This window comes from Streptomyces sp. Je 1-369 (assembly GCF_026810505.1).
Taxonomy (GTDB): domain Bacteria; phylum Actinomycetota; class Actinomycetes; order Streptomycetales; family Streptomycetaceae; genus Streptomyces.
In genome coordinates, this window is record NZ_CP101750.1 from 3,449,894 (window position 1) to 3,465,384 (window position 15,491).

General features: G+C 71.5%; 11 protein-coding genes. 5 read left to right on the top strand and 6 right to left on the bottom strand.

Annotation, left to right across the window (positions count from 1 at the left end; genetic code table 11):
• Nucleotides 1-25: 25 nt before the first annotated feature.
• Nucleotides 26-943: a permease-like cell division protein FtsX gene (gene ftsX, locus NOO62_RS15720; RefSeq protein WP_268771515.1), complete on the bottom strand. Its 918-nt coding sequence runs from the start codon at nt 941-943 to the stop codon at nt 26-28.
• Nucleotides 944-1,017: 74 nt separating this feature from the next.
• Nucleotides 1,018-1,707: a cell division ATP-binding protein FtsE gene (ftsE, locus tag NOO62_RS15725; RefSeq protein WP_055569411.1), complete on the bottom strand. Its 690-nt coding sequence runs from the start codon at nt 1,705-1,707 to the stop codon at nt 1,018-1,020.
• A gap of 228 nt (nt 1,708-1,935) precedes the next feature.
• On the opposite strand from ftsE, the gene NOO62_RS15730 reads away from it, so the two are divergent.
• A complete protein-coding gene (locus tag NOO62_RS15730; protein ID WP_150168511.1) occupies nt 1,936-2,127 on the top strand; it encodes a hypothetical protein in 192 nt (63 codons plus the stop codon).
• 157 nt (nt 2,128-2,284) lie between these two features.
• Here NOO62_RS15730 and NOO62_RS15735 read toward each other — a convergent pair whose 3' ends face one another.
• From NOO62_RS15735 to NOO62_RS15750, 4 genes are all read right to left on the bottom strand, one after another.
• Entirely contained in the window at nt 2,285-2,950 is a 666-nt protein-coding gene (locus NOO62_RS15735) for an LPXTG cell wall anchor domain-containing protein (RefSeq protein WP_268771516.1), read from the bottom strand.
• Between the two features lie 291 nt (nt 2,951-3,241).
• Nucleotides 3,242-4,348: a peptide chain release factor 2 gene (gene prfB / locus NOO62_RS15740; RefSeq protein WP_268771517.1), complete on the bottom strand. Its 1,107-nt coding sequence runs from the start codon at nt 4,346-4,348 to the stop codon at nt 3,242-3,244.
• Between the two features lie 51 nt (nt 4,349-4,399).
• Entirely contained in the window at nt 4,400-5,641 is a 1,242-nt protein-coding gene (locus NOO62_RS15745) for a serine/threonine-protein kinase (protein ID WP_268771518.1), read from the bottom strand.
• A 168-nt stretch (nt 5,642-5,809) separates the two neighbouring features.
• Complete coding sequence (locus NOO62_RS15750) at nt 5,810-7,498, bottom strand: serine/threonine-protein kinase (protein ID WP_268771519.1); 1,689 nt, start codon at nt 7,496-7,498, stop codon at nt 5,810-5,812.
• Between the two features lie 487 nt (nt 7,499-7,985).
• Here NOO62_RS15750 and NOO62_RS15755 point away from each other — a divergent pair, with 487 nt between their 5' ends.
• From NOO62_RS15755 to NOO62_RS15770, 4 genes are all read left to right on the top strand, one after another.
• Nucleotides 7,986-11,639, top strand: coding sequence for an FHA domain-containing protein (locus tag NOO62_RS15755; protein WP_268771520.1), 3,654 nt, complete (start codon nt 7,986-7,988; stop codon nt 11,637-11,639).
• Between the two features lie 183 nt (nt 11,640-11,822).
• A complete protein-coding gene (locus NOO62_RS15760; RefSeq protein WP_268771521.1) occupies nt 11,823-13,217 on the top strand; it encodes an ABC transporter substrate-binding protein in 1,395 nt (464 codons plus the stop codon).
• A 73-nt stretch (nt 13,218-13,290) separates the two neighbouring features.
• Nucleotides 13,291-14,571: a sugar ABC transporter permease gene (locus tag NOO62_RS15765; protein ID WP_321170651.1), complete on the top strand. Its 1,281-nt coding sequence runs from the start codon at nt 13,291-13,293 to the stop codon at nt 14,569-14,571.
• A complete protein-coding gene (locus NOO62_RS15770) occupies nt 14,568-15,449 on the top strand; it encodes a carbohydrate ABC transporter permease (protein WP_268771523.1) in 882 nt (293 codons plus the stop codon). The genes NOO62_RS15765 and NOO62_RS15770 overlap by 4 nt, the downstream gene beginning before the upstream one ends.
• The last annotated feature ends 42 nt before the right edge of the window (nt 15,450-15,491 follow it).

Consider the following 15,491-nt stretch of genomic DNA (forward strand, 5'->3'; position numbering starts at 1 on the left):
CGCCCTGACGCACTGAGGGCTCTTGTCACACCTTCAGGTACTTGCGCAACGCGAAGAACGCGGCAAGCGCGGGCATCAGCAGGCCGATCGCGAGCACCAGCGGCAGCTTGGCGAAGACCGCGTCCCAGCCGAGGAAGTTGATCAGGTTGATCTTCTCGGAGAGTTCGAGACCGTGGTCGATCATGAAGTACCTGCCGACGAGCAGCATGCCGCAGGCGAGGCCGCCGCCGATGAGACCGGCGACCGCGGCCTCCATGATGAACGGCATCTGGATGTAGAAGCTCGACGCGCCGACGAGCCGCATGATGCCGGTCTCACGTCTGCGGCTGAACGCCGAGACGCGCACGGTGTTGACGATCAGCATCAGCGCGACGACGAGCATCAGCGCCATCACCGCCACGGCAGCCCAGTTCATGCCGTTCAGGAGCCCGAAGAGGTTGTCCAGATAGCCCTTCTGGTCCTGCACGGCCTGCACGCCGTCACGCCCGGAGAAGGCGGTCGCGACCACCTGGTACTTCTCCGGGTCCTTCAGCTTGATGCGGTACGACTCCTGCATCTGGTCCGGCGTCAGCGAACTGGAGAGCGGGGAGTCGCCGAACTGTTCCTTGTAGTGCTTGTACGCCTCGTCCGCCGACTCGTGGACGACCTTGTCCACGACGGGCATCTTCTTCAGATCGCCGAGGATCTGGTCCTTCTGCTCGTTCGTGACGGCGCCCTTGGCGCACTTGGGGTCCTGCTCGGCGTCGGCCTTGTTGCAGAGGAAGATCGAGACGTTGACCTTGTCGTACCAGTAGCCCTTCATCGTGCTCACCTGGTCGCGCATGAGCAGCGAGCCGCCGAACAGGGCGAGCGAAAGCGCTACGGAGACGATGACCGCGAAGGTCATCGTGAGATTTCGACGGAGACCGACGCCGATCTCCGACAGGACGAACTGGGCGCGCATGGCGGCCTTTCAGTGGATCAGGTGGATCGGACGGAACGGGCGGGCCGAGCCGACGGCTCGGGCGAGCTGCGCCGTCAGTGCTGGTAGCCGTACACGCCGCGCGACTGGTCGCGGACGAGGCGGCCCTTCTCCAGCTCGATGACCCGCTTGCGCATCTGGTCCACGATCTGCTGGTCGTGGGTGGCCATCACGACGGTGGTGCCGGTCCGGTTGATCCGGTCGAGCAGCTTCATGATGCCGACGGACGTCTGCGGGTCGAGGTTGCCCGTCGGCTCGTCGGCGATGAGGAGCTTGGGACGGTTGACGAACGCGCGCGCGATGGCGACGCGTTGCTGCTCACCGCCGGAGAGCTCACCCGGCATCCGGTCCTCCTTGCCGCCGAGGCCCACGAGATCGAGGACCTGGGGCACGGACTTGCGGATCTCGCCGCGGGACTTGCCGATGACCTCCTGCGCGAAGGCGACGTTCTCGCCGACGGTCTTGTTGGGCAGGAGCCGGAAGTCCTGGAAGACGGTGCCCAGCTGGCGGCGCATGTGCGGCACCTTCCAGTTGGACAGGCGCGCGAGGTCCTTGCCGAGGACGTGCACCTGACCGTGGCTGGTGCGCTCCTCACGCAGGACGAGACGCAGGAAAGTGGACTTTCCGGAGCCGGAGGATCCCACCAGGAAGACGAACTCGCCCTTCTCGATCTCTAGGGAGACGTCCCTGAGCGCGGGGCGGGTCTGCTTCGGGTAGGCCTTGGAGACGTTGTCGAATCGGATCACGGATGCACCACGGGTTGCCGGGGGTAGGTGAGCGTGACCATACGCGAAGCCGGTACGCGAGCGCAGTCGGCGTCCTGAGTTGCGCAGATTGTCACGCCTGGCGGTGTCGGAAACCGTCACGAAGGGGCGGGCCGCGCCGAAATCCGCGGAAGCTGGCACAGTGGTAGGGGGAACGATTGGGTCCCCCCTGGCGTTGGGCAGGCTGAGACTGTGCGGGAGGAGAAGCGCATGACCCTGGATCGGTTGGTATGCGCGAACTGCGCAGCGCCCGTGAGTGAAGGCCGCTGCCCCGTGTGCCGGGCCAATCGCGAGCGCATGCAGCAGGAGGGCCCCTTCGCGGGGCTCAACCCCGCGGCACTGATAGCGCTGCTCGTGGTGCTGATCGCGGCGGTCGCGCTGCTGGCGCACCAGTCCGCGTAGAGCCGTAAGGCCTGACATACAGAGAGTTACGGCGCCGATGGTTGACGCGTCGACGCCACAGGGAAGGGCCCGGAGCTTCGTTCACAGAAGCTCCGGGCCCTTCTTCACGCGTACGTGCCGTGCGTGGCGTACGTCACCGTTGCATTGACCTCACGGGTCAGGCAGCGGCGCCGCGGTTGCCGACGAGGCGCGGCAGGAAGCGGAAGCCGATGCCGCCGGCGATCATCGTCGCGGCGCCGATCAGCAGGAACGTCGTCTCGGTGGCGCCGGTCTCGGCCAGCTCGCCCTTGTCGGCCGCCGGCTGGGCGTTGTTGCCGCCCTGCTCCACCGGCTTGGAGCCGGTGTCGGTCAGGCTGTCCTTGCCCTTGCCCTGCTCGACGGGGTTGGAGCCGCCGTCGGGGTTGTTGTCGTTGCCGCCACCGCCGCCGTTGCCGCCGCCGCCGTTGCCGTTCTCGTCACCCGGGTCGGTCGGGTCCGAGGTGGGCGGGTCGGAGGGGTCGGTCGGGTCGTCGGTGGGCTCCGGGTCCTCGGTGGGCTCCGTGGGCTCCTCGGTGGGCTCGGTGGGCTCCTCCGTGGGCTCCTCGGGGTCCTCCGGGCCCGGGATCGTCGGGTCGTCGCCCGGAGGCGTCTCGTCGCCCGCGCCCGGAACGTCCACGTCCACGCCGACGCCGCTCTCGTCCGCGTGAGCGCCCGCGCTCACACCGCCGAGGTCGACGCCGACGTCGAGGGCCGAGGCGGCACCCGCGGCGGTCAGCGAGGCGCCGGCGGCGATCACTGCGCCTGCGGCTATCCGCGCGACACGGATCCGCGTCTTCTTTGTCATCTGGCTGCTACCCCCAGTAGCTGAATCGTCAGTGAGGCAGCGTCCGGGGCTGCGTTCGACGGGGGATGACTCGATCGATTCGACCGGCCCCCACGAATCCCACGCGCCCCGGAAATACGCATGCCGCGCGCTAGCCTTTCCACTTTTCACAGCAGCGTCAAGGTCGTTGCGCGCGCGATGTCCGAAATTGGGGGAGTTGACCGGCATACGGAGATGCGACTGTGACGCAAGAGGCAACTGCCGCCCAATGGGCAGTAGTTGCCTTGTCGATAAAGCCGCTCAGCGCGGTATTTACTTCTCCTGCTGCTTGCGCCAGCGAATTCCGGCTTCCAGGAAACCGTCGATCTCGCCGTTGAAGACGGACTCGGGATTGCCGACCTCGCACTCCGTCCGCAGGTCCTTCACCATCTGGTAGGGGTGCAGGACGTACGAACGCATCTGGTTGCCCCAGGAGTTGCCGCCGTCGCCCTTGAGGGCGTTCATCTTCGCCTGCTCCTCCTGGCGGCGACGCTCGAGGAGCTTCGCCTGGAGGACGTTCATCGCGGTCGCCTTGTTCTGGATCTGCGAGCGCTCGTTCTGACAGGAGACGACGATGCCGGTCGGCAGGTGGGTCAGGCGGACCGCGGAGTCCGTCGTGTTGACGCCCTGACCGCCGGGGCCCGACGAGCGGTACACGTCGATGCGCAGCTCGCTCTCGTCGATCTCGACGTGGTCGGTCTGCTCGACCACGGGGAGGATCTCGACGCCGGCGAACGAGGTCTGGCGGCGGCCCTGGTTGTCGAAGGGCGAGATGCGCACGAGGCGGTGGGTGCCCTGCTCGACGGAGAGCGTGCCGTACGCGTACGGGACGTTCACGGCGAAGGTGGTCGACTTGATGCCGGCCTCTTCCGCGTACGACGTCTCGTACAGCTCCGTCTTGTAGCCGTGGCGCTCGGCCCAGCGCAGGTACATGCGCTGCAGCTTCTCCGCGAAGTCGGAGGCGTCGACGCCGCCGGCCTCCGCGCGGATGGTGACGAGCGCCTCACGGGCGTCGTACTCACCGGAGAGGAGGGTGCGGACCTCCAGCTCGTCCAGCGCCTTCCTGACGGCCGTGAGCTCGGTCTCGGCCTCGGCGCGGGTGTCCGGGTCGTCCTCCTCCTCGGCCATCTCGAACAGCACGCCGAGGTCGTCGATGCGCCCACGGAGCGCCTCGGCCTTCCTGACCTCCGCCTGGAGGTGGCTCAGCTTGCTGGTGATCTTCTGTGCCGCGTCGGGGTCGTCCCACAGGGACGGTGCGGCCGCCTGCTCCTCGAGCACGGCGATATCGGCCCTCATCTTGTCGAGGTCCAGGACGGCCTCGATCGACTCCATGGTCGAGGAGAGGGACTTGAGCTCTTCGGATACATCGACGACTGCCACGACCCCAGCGTAACGGCTACGGCAAGTGGGACCGGCCGGGTGGGCCCGGAGTCAGGGGGCCGGAGGGGCCGAGTTCGTGCTGCCGGAGGGGGACGGGTCCGCGTCGTCGCCCGACGTCGCGGCCCACGTGCCGATACCCGCCGCCGCGACAAGCACCACTCCCGCGACCCCAAGCGTGATCTTGCGGCGCCGCGCGGACGTGCGGTTCTTGGCGGAGCCGGGGCGGGCCGCGCCCGAGGCGCGGGGTGCACGGGCCGTGCCGCGGGCGCCGCCGGCGAGTTCGTCGGGGCCGGGGACGCGCATGGACGTGTGCGTGTCGCGGTTGGAGTCGGCGGAGGCGGAGCCGGGGACGAGCGGCACCGCGCCCCGCCGGGGAGCGGCCTCCCGGGGTTCGGGGTCGGCGTCCTCGTACGTCTCCTCGGCCGGGGAGGACTCCGTGTCGGGTTCGTCGACGTCGAGCGGCGGCATCCCCGCGACCAGCGGCAGCAGCTCTCGCAGCCGCGCGGCGAGCTCGGAGGCGCGCAGCCGGGACGCGGGCGCCTTGGCCAGGCACTGGACGAGGAGCTGCCAGAGCTCTTCGGGGATGCCGGGGAGCGGGACGACCGTCTCGGTGACGTGGCGCCGCAGGACCGCGCCGGGGTGGCCGCCGCCGAAGGGGGTGAACCCCGCGAGGAGCTCGTACAGGACCGTGGCGAGCGCGTAGATGTCGACGGCCGCGCGCGGCGGGAGGCCCTCGATGATCTCGGGGGCGAGGTAGTCGGGCGTACCGATGATCTTCGTCGCGCGGGTGCGGCGCGGGGAGTCGATCAGCTTGGCGACGCCGAAGTCGGTGAGGAGTGCGGGGTGGGAGCCGCCGGGGCCGAGGGGGCCCTGCATGTCCAGGAGGACGTTCTCGGGCTTGACGTCGCGGTGCACGATGCCCGCGGCGTGCGCGGCGGCGAGTCCGTCGGCGACGTCCGCGACGATGGAGACGGCGGCCTCGGGGGCCATGCGCCGCTCGCGGTCGAGCCGGGTGCGCAGGTCCGTGCCGCGGACGAGGTCCATGACGAGGGCGAGGTCGTTGCCGTCGACCACGAGGTCGTGGACGCCCACCACGCGCGCGTGGTCGAGGCTGAGCAGCGCCGTGCGCTCCTGGACGAAGCGGCCGACGAGTTCCTGGTCGGAGGCCAGGTCCTCGCGCAGCAGCTTGATGGCGACGGGGCCTTCGGGTCCCTCACCGAGCCACACCGTGCCGGCGCTGCCACGGCCCAGGATCTGGTGGGCGGTGTACCGGCTGCCGATCTTGCGCGTCAAGACTGCTCCTACGGATGCGTGTTGGCGACAAAACTACGCGGCCTTGCCGCCAACCTTCACTCCGGGAGCAGAAATCACCCTGCAGATGTCGACAAATCCCCAACGTCGTCCGGGGTTCACCCTCGGAGCCGTCCGGGGTTCACCTCTCGGAGCCGTCCGGGGATCCGGCTAGTTGCCGCCGATCTTGCCCATCCAGCCGCTGACCGTGTCGTACCAGTCCCGCATCTGCTCCCAGTACCCCTTCGTCGTACCGATCCAGTCCTGGAGCGGGCTGAACTCCCAGACGAGCCAGCTCGCCACGAAGAGGATGACGATCGTGAAGAGGCAGCCCTTGAGGCAGCCGAGGCCCGGGATCTTCATCGGGTTGGCGCTGCGCTGCCTCGGCTGGCGCGGCTCGCGGGGCTCCCGCGTGGGGCGCGGGGCGGGCTGCTGGGGCGGCGAAGCCTGCGGGGGCGCGGCGTACTGCTGCGGCTGGTGCTGGGGCTGGTACTGCTGCTGGGGCGCGGGCGCGTACTGCTGCCGCTGCTGCCGCTGGTCGCGCGGCTGCTGCGGCGCGTACTGCTGCGGGTGCGGCTGTTGCGGCTGCTGCGGGCGGGCGACCTGGCGCTGGGGGCGGCGGCGCAGCGGGTCCTGCTCGGGGTCCAGGTGCGCCTGGTACTGCGTCTGCTCGTTGCGGTCGCGGGCCGCGGCCATCTGGCTCTGCCAGGGGTGCGGGTCGTTCGGGTCCGCTCCGGGGCCGTTCGGCGGGACCGGCGGCATGACGGCGGTGGGGTCGGCGTTGCCACCGCGGTTGTTCGGCAGTACGGAGGTCGGGTCGGCGTCACCCGCGCCGTGGCCGGTGTTCCGCATGACGCTGGTCGCGGCGTTCGGGTCGTACGATCCCGCGTTGCTCGGCAGCACCTGCGTCGGGTCGGCCGCCCCCGGCGTCTCCGGGACGTGGGCGGGCGACGGATCCGGCATGAGCAGCGCGCCCACGCCCTCCGCGGCGGCGATCTGCGCCGGGGTGGAGTGCACGCCGACGCCCTCGGCGACGGCGCGGAGGCCGCGGGCGAGGTTCTCGGCGCTGGGGCGGCGGTCCGGGTCCTTGTCGAGGCAGCGCTCGATGACCGTCCACAGCGGGTCGGGCACGGTCGAGGGGCGGCGCGGCTCGGCGCTGAGGTGCTGGTGGAGGACTTCGAGGGCGGAGCTGCCGGCGAACGGCGGGCGCCCGGTGACGAGCTCGTACAGGAGGATGCCCGCGCCGTAGATGTCGACGGCGCTGGTCTGGGGGCGGCCCTCGGCGGACTCCGGCGCGACGTACGCGGGCGTGCCGACGAACTCGTGCGTACGGGTCAGGCCCGGGGAGTCCGCGAGGCGCGCGATGCCGAAGTCGGTGAGCATCGGGTGCATGCCCTGGCTGTCCTGCTTGAGGAGGACGTTGGCGGGCTTCAGGTCGCGGTGCACGACGCCGTCGGCGTGGCTGGCGGCGAGCGCGTCGGCGATCTGGGCGGTCAGCAGGGCCGCCGCGACCGGCGTGAACGGGCCGTTCTCGCGCAGGTAGCGGTGCAGGTCGGGGCCGTCGACGAGGTCCATGACCAGGGCGAGCAGGTCGCCCTCGACGACCAGGTCGCGCGTGCGGACGATGTTCTCGTGCGTCAGCCTGAGCAGGACGGACCGCTCTCTCAGGAAGCGCATCACGACATCCGCGTCGTTGGCGAGCTCTTCCTTGAGGACCTTGATCGCGACCGTCTCGCCGGGCTGGCCCGGGACGGCCGCCTCGGCGCCCGCGGTCTCCCGCTGGCGGGCTCGCCAGACGGTGCCCGTGGCGCCGCGCCCGAGCGGCTCCTCGAGCAGGTACTTGCTGCCTACCGGCCGCACGTCATGCGCTCCCTGCTGGTCTGGCTGGTCCCGACCCGGACGCTGGTCATGTCCGGGGGGCTGTCCGATGGTGTTCCGACCCACTGTAATGCCGTCGAACATGGCACCGGCCGGTCCGATTCCGCCCGGCCTTTTTCTTTCCGGGGCATTCCGGATCGCTGTTCGGTGGGAAGACGCTCGCCCGTGGCCATTGGTTGCCGAGTGGTTCCGAATCGGTCTCGCCGGATGGTTTCGAACCGACCTTCGGACCGGCCTCGGGGTCGACCTTCGCTCAAGAACGCCCGGAGATATCCGCAACGGTCCAAGCAGGCACTTTTCCGAGCAGAGCCGACCAATCAAGATCACTTACAGGTGGCCGCCGGGCGTGTTGTCAGTGGCAGGTGCGAGGATGCCTCCAGTACTGGCCGACGTGCCCGTGTGCGGTGGGGGGAATCACAGCGCGTGTCCCCGTGCCGGGCGCCCAGCGCAGAAGGGACCGCTGACGGCGATGCAGATCCGGCTGACCGTCCTCGGGCCGCGCAGCGGCCAGACCGAGCAGCAAGACCGCCCCACGGCGGCGACCGGGCCCCAGGGCGCCTGTGACGTCCTGGTCACCGCCCCCGCCGGGACCGCGCTCGCCGCGGTGGCCTCCGGTCTGGCGACGACCGTGGCGGGCAGCGACGCTTCCCTCGTGCTGTACGCGGGCCCGGACCGCCTCGACGCCCAGCGCTGCACCCTCGGCGAGCCCCCCTTGATCGACGGAGCGGTGCTCTCGCTCGGCACCCCCGCCGAGCCCGGCCCCGAACTCGCGGGTGCCGCCGCCCAGTTGCACGTGGTGGCCGGTCCGGACGCGGGCGGCGTCCATCTCCTGCACGGTGGCCGGATCCAGGTCGGCCGCTCCGCGGACGCGGACGTCCCGCTGGACGACCCCGACGTCTCCCGCATGCACTGCGCGGTCACGCTCACCCCGGACGGCCGGGTCACGGTCACGGACCTGGGCTCGACGAACGGCACGGCGGTGGACGGCAAGGAGGTCACCGACCGGCCGGTGCGGCTCTCCCCCGGTTCCCTGCTCCGCATCGGCGAGTCCGCGCTCCGGCTGACGGACGGCGTGGGCGGCCCCGGATCCGGTGCGGGCACGGCGCTCGCGACGGCGCCCGACGGCGAGGGCCACGTGCGCGTGCGGCCCGCCGCGACGACCCCGCCCACCCTCGTCGAGGCGGCACCCCACGGCTCCGCCGCCCACCACGCCCCGCACGCCTTCGGCCCCGCGGGTTGGGGCGGCGAGGGTGCGTACGACACGAACCACGCCCCGGCCGCGCACGGCGCCCAGAGCCCCCAGGGGGCGTACGGCGCGGCGAATGCCCACGGCTCGCGGAGCACGTACGGGGCGTACGGCACGCGGCCCGCGCCCGTCGAGCACGGCACGCCCCAAATCACCGGCAGCACAGGCAGTATCGGCAGTACAGGAAGTATCGGGAGTACCGGCGCCGAGACCCCCGTCGTGCCGCAGCAAGGCACCGCCCCCGACACCGAGCGCACCCGCACCGGCACCCCCGCGCGCGGCACGACCGTCCCCCGCAACCTGCGCAAGCGCGGCGGGCTCTCGGCGTGGGCCAGGCGGTTGACGGGTGGCCGGGACGGCGGCCAGGGCCCCGATCCGTACGACGGCCCGGACGGCCAGGGCCCCGACGAGTTCGAGGAGTACGGGGAGTACGGAGGGCAGGACGGGCACGGCGGACACAGCGGGCACAGCGGGTCCTACGGCACGTACGCGGACGGCGGCCCCGCGGGCGGCCGCGGGCCGGGACCGTTCGGCCCCTCCCCCGAGGACCTCGCCATAACCGCGGCCGCCCGCACCCCCGAGGCGTGGCCCGATCCCGCCGCCCTGCTCCTCACCGCGCTCGGCCCGGGCCCCCGCCTCTGGGAGCGCGGACCCGGCCACCCCGAGTCGCTCGCGGTGCGGCTCGGCACGGTCGACCGCGCCCTGCCCGCCGCCGACGGACGGGAAGGGCTGCTGCCCGCCGTCCCCGTCACGGTCGGGCTGCGCGAGGCCGGCTCGCTGGGTCTCGCCGGGCCGCGGGACCGGCTCACCGGCCTGGCCAGGGCGGTCGTCGCCCAACTCGCCGCGCTGCACTCCCCCGACTCCCTGGAGATCGTGCTGATCAGCACGGACCGGGCACGTCCCACGGCCGAGCGCACCGCCGAGTGGGCCTGGCTCGGCTGGCTCCCCCATCTGCGGCCCGCGCACGGCCAGGACTGCCGTCTCCTCCTCGCCTACGACCGCGACCAGGCGGCGGCCCGCACGGACGAGCTGATCCGCCGCCTGGACGACCACATCGCCGACAGCGGCACGGGACACGCGGGCACGGCCGCGACCGGCGCCCGCACGGTCGTCGTCGTCGACGGCGACCCCGGGTCCGCGACCCTGCGCGAGTCCACCGTCCGCCTTGCCGGTGAGGGCGCGCAGGCGGGCATCCACGTGGTGTGCCTCGCCGAGACGGTCGCCGCGTCGCCCGCCTCCCCGGTCCTGGACACGTACGAGGCGGCCTGCTCGGTGGCGCCCGCCTTCCGCGCGTGCGGAGCCGCCGCGCTGCTCAGCGGCGACGTCGCGACCGCGCTGCGGCTGATGCGGACGGCGGGTGGGCGGCCCGCGGGCCACGGCACCGTCGCCGCCGTGGACGCCGTGTCGGCGGCCTGGGCCGAGCGTTTCGCGCGGGCCCTCGCGCCGCTGCGCACGGACGGCACGGCGGGCGAGGGCCATGCGCGCGTGTCGGCGCCGTTGCCCCTGTCGGCCCGGCTCCTCGACGAGCTGGGGCTCGCCAGGGCCACGCCCGCCTCTCTGATGGCGCGGTGGGCGGCCGCGGGCGACGATCCCGAGGCGCTCGGCGGACGTGCCGCGGCGGTGCTCGGCGCGGGCCCGCGCGGCCCGGTCGTCGCCGACCTCGGCGCCGAAGGGCCGCACCTGCTCGCGGAGGGCCCGGCGGGCAGCGGCCGTACGGAACTGCTGCGCTCCGTCGCCGCGTCCCTGGCCGCCGCCGAGCGCCCCGACCGGCTCGGCATCGTGCTCGTCGACGGGCGGGACGGTGTCGGCGCGGGCGGGGCCGCGGGGCGGCAGGGTACGGGCCTCGGTGTCTGCACGGACCTGCCGCACGTCACCACGCACCTCGTCGCCAACGACCCGGTGCGGATGCGGGCGTTCGCGCAGTCCCTGGCCGCGGAGCTGAAGCGGCGCGCCGAGCTGCTCGGCAGGCTCGGGTTCGCCGAGTGGCACACGCAGCGGGAGGTGTCGGGGCGGATGGTGACGCAGCGGTCCCAGTCGTCCGCGCCGGGCGCCGCGGCGGCCTCCACGGCCCCGGCACGCTCCGAAGCCACGGCCTCCGCACACTCCGACACCACGACCGGCCACTCCGCACGCTCCGAAGCCACGACCTCTCCCTCCGCCCGTGCCGGAGCTACCCCCGCGACCTCCCACCCCGCACGCTCCGAAGCCACCCCCGCGCCCCCCTACTCGCCGAACTCCCCCTCCCCGGCGCCGTCCGCGGCCTCCGTACCCGCGCAGGGGCTCGACGGGGACCTCGACCCGCCGCCCAGTGCCACCATGCGGCTGCGGCCCGCCTCGGCGCGGCAGCGGATGGAGCCGGGGCCGCCGCTGCCCCGCCTCGTCGTCCTCGTCGACGACTTCGACGCGCTCCTCTCGCCCGCACTCGGCTCTCCCGGGCGGCCCGCCGCCGGTTCCGTCGTCCGCGCTCTGGAGGCGGTCGCGCGGGACGGCGAGCGCCTCGGCGTGCATCTCGTGGCGACCACCGGGCGCAGCGAGCGGGTCCTGGAGACCGAGCTCGGGCAGCGCGCGTCGCTCCGTGTGGTGCTCGACGCGGTGGCGTCCGGTCCCGAGGAGCCCGCGCCCGGGCGGGGCGAGCTCCGCTCCCCGGACGGCCGGGCCACCGCTTTCCAGGCGGGGAGGGTCACGGGACGCATTCCGCGTACGGCGACGCTGCGGCCCACCGTGGTGCCTCTGGAGTGGGAGCGGATGGGCGATCCGCCGGCCCGGCGCCCGGTCCGGGAGCTCGGCAACGGGCCGACCGACCTGGCCCTGCTGGCCAGCGCGCTGGAGCGGGCGGCCCGCTCGGTCTCCGCGGACCAGGTGCCGTCTCTGCTCTGACGCCCCCGCCCTCTGACCCGACCCCGACCCTGACAGACCGTGCGGCTCACCCCAAACCCCATGACGCCACGTCACAACGCCATCACGATCAGCGAGTTGACAGCGCAGGCCATCTTGCCGCCCCTCCCCGCGCGGGCGTAGACCAGACCGCACGGGACTCGTCAGGAAGAGAACGGGGCAGTGATGCGCAGCACTCTTCGTACACGCAGGGCACCGCTACATCGCCGTACCACCGCCAGAATCGCCTCGGCCGTCGTCGCGGGCGCGCTCGCGTTCACCGTCACCGCGTGCGGCGGCGACGACAGCGACGACGGGGACAAGGGGAACAAGGGCACGGACGACGACACCGCATCTTCGCTGCGACTGCCCGAGCTGGACGGGGAGAACGTGTCCGTGGCCGCCGTCTGGGGCGGTGCGGAGCGCAAGGTGTTCCTGAAGGTCCTCGACGAGTTCGAGAAGAGGACGGGCGCCGAGGTGTCCTTCGTACCCGCCCAGGACCCGATCATCAGCTTCCTGGAGTCGAAGGTGGCGGGCGGGCAGCCGCCGGACGTCGCGATGCTGCCGCAGGTTGGAGCGATCGAGCAGGCCGTGGCGAACAAGTGGGCCGAGCCGGTCGGCGCCGAGGCGCAGAAGCAGCTCGACAAGAACTACTCGAAGGGGTGGCAGGAGCTCGGCGCGGTCGACGGCAAGCAGTACGGCGTCTATTTCAAGGCCGCCAACAAGTCGCTGGTCTGGTACAACACCGCGGTCTTCGAGAACGCGGGCGTCAAGGTCCCGAAGACCTGGGACGAGTTCATGAAGACCGCCCGGACGGTGTACGACTCCGGGGTGCCGCCGGTATCGGTCGCGGGCGCCGACGCGTGGACCCTCACCGACTGGTTCGAGAACATCTACCTCTCGCAGGCGGGTCCGGACAAGTACGACCAGCTCGCCCAGCACAAGATCAAGTGGACGGATCCGTCCGTCAAGGAAGCGCTGACCACGCTCGGCGAGGTGTTCGGGACGAAGGGGTTCGTCGCGGGCGGCGCGAAGGGCGCGTTGCAGACCGAGTTCCCGGTCTCCGTGAAGCAGACCTTCACCGGCGGCGACCAGCCCAAGGCGGGCATGGTCTTCGAGGGCGACATGGTCTCGCTGGCGATCTCGGAGACGAAGGCGAAGGTGGGGACGGACGCCAAGGTGTTCGCCTTCCCGGAGGTCGGCGACGAGTCACCGGCCGTGGTCGGCGGTGACGCCGCCGTCGCGCTGAAGGACAGCAAGGGCGCGCAGGCGCTGCTGACCTTCCTCGGCTCGCCGGACGCGGCGAAGATCTGGGCCGAGGCGGGCGGCTTCATCTCGCCGAACAAGAGCCTGGACATGGCGGCGTACCCGAACGACGTGCAGCGCAACATCGCGAAGAACCTGATCGCGGCGGGCGACGACATCCGCTTCGACATGTCCGACCAGGCCCCGCAGTCCTTCGGCGGCACGCCGGGCAAGGGCGAGTGGAAGGCGCTGCAGGACTTCCTGCAGAACCCGAAGGACGTCGCGGGCACGCAGCAGGCGCTGGAGACCGCCGCGGCCAAGGCGTACAAGGACTGACGCGGTGGCGTCCGTGAACGCCGGGGGTGCGCCGGAGACGGCGCCGCCCCCGGTTCCGACCCCGCGCAAGAGCGTGACCGGCACGCGCAAGGCCATGGCGGTGCTCTTCCTGCTGCCCGCCCTGGTGCTGCTCGGCGCGCTCGTCCTCTACCCGATCGGGTACTCGTTCTTCCGCAGCTTCTTCGACGATTCGGGCGACTTCACCGCGTTCGGCAACTACAAGACGCTCTTCACGGATGACAGCATCCGTACCGCCATCAAGAACAACGCGATCTGGGTGGTCGTGGCGCCCACGGTCGCCACGATCCTCGGTCTGATCTTCGCGGTCCTGACCGAACGGGTGCGCTGGGGCACGGCGTTCAAGCTCGTCATCTTCATGCCGATGGCGATCTCGATGCTGGCCGCGGGCATCATCTTCCGGCTCGTGTACGAGTCCGACCCGGACCGCGGTGTGGCCAACGCCGTGATGGTGAGCGTGCACGACACGTTCTCCGAGTCGTCGGCGTTCCCGCAGGCGCATCCCAGTACCGCGTCGCCGCTGAAGAACGCGGACGGCGGCGCCTTCATCACCAAGGAGCCGGTGAAGGCAGGCACGCCCGTGGTGCTTCCGCTGACCGGCGTACCGCCCGACAAGATGCCGGACGGCGCGAAGGCGGCGCGGCCCGCGGAGGCCGACCCGCAGCAGGTCACGGGCACGGCCTGGCAGGACTTCACGCGCGGCAAGGGCCGCGGCGAGGCGAACGCCCCCGACAGTACGGAGTTCGGCTACCCCGGCATCAGGATCGAGGCGGTCAAGAACGGTGAGGTGGTGGCGTCCACCGAGGCGGCGGACGACGGGACGTTCGCGCTGCCGAAGGAGGCCGACGGCGCGCAGCTGCGGTATCCGGCGTCGAACTTCCGCGAGGCGTACAACGGCATCGACTGGCTGGGCCCCACGCTGATCACGCCGTCGATCATCGGTTCGTACCTGTGGATGTGGGCGGGGTTCGCGATGGTGCTGATCGCGGCGGGCCTGGCGAGCGTGCCGCGTGAGCTCCTGGAGGCGGCGCGGGTGGACGGTGCCAACGAGTGGCAGGTGTTCCGGCGGGTGACGGTGCCGCTGCTCGCCCCGATCCTCGCGGTGGTCCTGGTCACGCTCATGATCAACGTACTGAAGATCTTCGACCTGGTCTTCGTGATCCCGCCGGGCTCCTCGAAGGACGAGGCGAACGTGCTCGCGGTCCAGCTGTACAACTCGGCGTTCCTGGACAAGGACTCGGGAGTGGCCAGCGCCATCGCGATGCTGCTCTTCCTCCTCGTGATCCCCGTGATGCTGTTCAACATTCGGCGGATGAGGCGGGAGGCGCGACGGTGACCGCTCAGACCGAGATCGTGAAGGCCAGGCAGTCGCTCGGGGGACGCATCGCGTCCCTGCTCGGCAGCACCGCGCTGCGGGTCTTCCTGGTGCTGGTGGGCCTGTTCTGGCTGGTGCCGACGATCGGCCTGCTCATCGGCTCGTTCCGCACGTCCCAGGACATGAGCGAGAGCGGCTGGTGGAAGGCGTTCAGCGCGCCCTCGCAGCTGACCCTCGACAACTACACGACGCTCCTCAAGGACGAGACGATCACCGACTCGATCCTGTCGAGCATCATGATCACCGTCCCGGCGACGCTGCTCGTGGTGGTCATCGGCTCGCTCGCCGGATACGCCTTCGCGTGGATGGAGTTCCCGGGGCGCGACTGGTGGTTCATCGGCGTGGTCGCGCTGCTTGTCGTACCGGTGCAGGTGGCGCTCGTGCCGATCGCCGACCTCTTCGGCAAGATCGGCATCTTCGAGACCACGATCGGCGTGATCACCTTCCACGTGGCCTTCGGCCTGCCGTTCGCGATCTTCCTCCTGCGGAACTTCTTCGCGGAGATCCCGCGCGAGCTCCTGGAGGCGGCGCGGCTCGACGGTGCGGGCGAGCTGCGGCTGTTCATGCGCGTCGTGATGCCGCTCGGGGCGCCCGCGATCGCCTCGCTCGGCATCTTCCAGTTCCTGTGGGTCTGGAACGACATGCTGATCGCGCTGATCTTCGCCGACTCCAAGAAGCCGCCGATCACGGTCGCGCTCCAGCAGCAGGTGCGGTTCTTCGGCGACAACGTGCAGATCCTGGCGCCCGGCGCGTTCATCTCGATGGTGATCCCGCTGGCCGTCTTCTTCGCGTTCCAGCGGCAGTTCGTGTCCGGGGTGATGGCGGGCGCGGTGAAGTAGCGACGCGAGGCGTCCCAGCAGGCAGAGAAGGCGGCCCGGGCC

Bases quoted from the DNA above. Each gene is read 5' to 3' on its own strand.
- ftsX (WP_268771515.1), bottom strand. From the start codon at position 943: ATGCGCGCCCAGTTCGTCCTGTCGGAGATCGGCGTCGGTCTCCGTCGA.
- NOO62_RS15730 (WP_150168511.1), top strand. From the start codon at position 1,936: ATGACCCTGGATCGGTTGGTATGCGCGAACTGCGCAGCGCCCGTGAGT.
- NOO62_RS15735 (WP_268771516.1), bottom strand. From the start codon at position 2,950: ATGACAAAGAAGACGCGGATCCGTGTCGCGCGGATAGCCGCAGGCGCA.
- NOO62_RS15755 (WP_268771520.1), top strand. From the start codon at position 7,986: ATGCAGATCCGGCTGACCGTCCTCGGGCCGCGCAGCGGCCAGACCGAG.
- NOO62_RS15760 (WP_268771521.1), top strand. From the start codon at position 11,823: ATGCGCAGCACTCTTCGTACACGCAGGGCACCGCTACATCGCCGTACC.